1 pseudogene is annotated in these 1493 nt (G+C 32.4%); it reads left to right on the forward strand.

Annotated elements, in window-relative coordinates:
* Window positions 1-1493: pseudogene (locus EBF09_RS08950) on the forward strand (hypothetical protein); the annotation flags it as partial.

Here is a 1493-nt window from a genome sequence, read left to right on the forward strand (position 1 = left end):
ATAAAAGATTATGAGAATGTAGAGGGTAATAGCAATAATGCTATTAGCAATAGAGAATTTAAAAAGTATGCGACTATTGGTTCTGTTACAGATTGGTTTTACTTTGCTAAAGGTTGGAATGAAAACATTAATCAAATGAGAAGCTTCTTTGATACTTATACTCTAGTAAATGATATTGATTTTGGAGGGAATCAAGGGAAAAATTATGCAAATTATTGCTTAAGTGAAGGAAATTGTGCTTCTATGATTGTGGGGGATAGTTGGGATGATGCTTTTACAGCTGACTTTGATGGACGAGGATATACACTTAAAAATATTAATATAGATACGACAATCACTGGGGATTATAAGCCTGAATATGTAGGGATATTTGGGTATATTGGGAATTATATTCGAAAACCAACTATTAAAAATATTAATATAGATTATATGGGTGGAGGGATAAAGGCTGAAGGAGACAACGTCTTTGTAGGTGGCTTTACTGGGACTTCTAGTGGAACCCTTACAAATATTACATTAAATAATATAGGAAGTATTAATATTAGTGCTAGTGATGAAAATTTTACTATTTCTGCAGGTGGTTTTATTGGAAAAATTCCACTCAGCGAAGGAGCCTTTTCAAACATCACTTTAAACAATATAGGGAAGATTAGTAGCTCTTCTTATGCAGGTGGCTTTGTGGGTTATACTGATGACAAGGGAACTTTTAAAAACATTACTTTGAATAATATAGGAAGTATTAGTGGTTCTAGTGTGGGTGGCTTTGTGGGATCTATTTCAACTGAAGCTACTTTTACAAACATCACTTTGAATAATATAAAAAACATTAATGGCTCTTTTTGTGCAGGTGGCTTTGCAGGATTTATTAGCGGTGAAGGAATTTTTTCAAATATTGTTTTAAATAATATAGGAAGTATTAGTGCTAATAGTGATTTTTATAGTGGTACTTCTGCAGGTGGTTTTATTGGGGACATTTCTAGGAATGCAATATTTGAAAATATCTACATCTATTTTAATCCTAATGCTACAATCACAGCAACAAATAATAGCAATGCTTATGCAGGTAAATTTGTGGGAGATAGTAGTTATTATAATACTAATGTTGCCTTCAGCAATATAAATCTGTACTATGCTAACAATCAATTTAATGGTATGCAATTTGTAGGGAAAAGTGATACAGACTATGAAAACAATTTCACCCACGCAGGAACAACTTATGATGCCTTCAAAGGAGACATTACAACATTCTTCAACGGACAAAACAATAATCCACAAATCTACTACAATGAAAAAGAAGGTTATTATACTTTTATAGATGAATCTAATATGGGTAATGGTGGAGATAATGGTAGTGGTGATAATGGAAGTAATGGCGATAACAACAACGACTCCAACTTCATCGATGAAAACCACGATGGCTTAAGCGATGTAATCTTAAGTAGAGATGACTTTGATTCTTCTATTATTAGTGGTATCTTAGATGAAATCTTAAA

The sequence above is a fragment of the Helicobacter burdigaliensis genome (assembly GCF_003670295.1).
Lineage (GTDB): Bacteria > Campylobacterota > Campylobacteria > Campylobacterales > Helicobacteraceae > Helicobacter_D > Helicobacter_D burdigaliensis.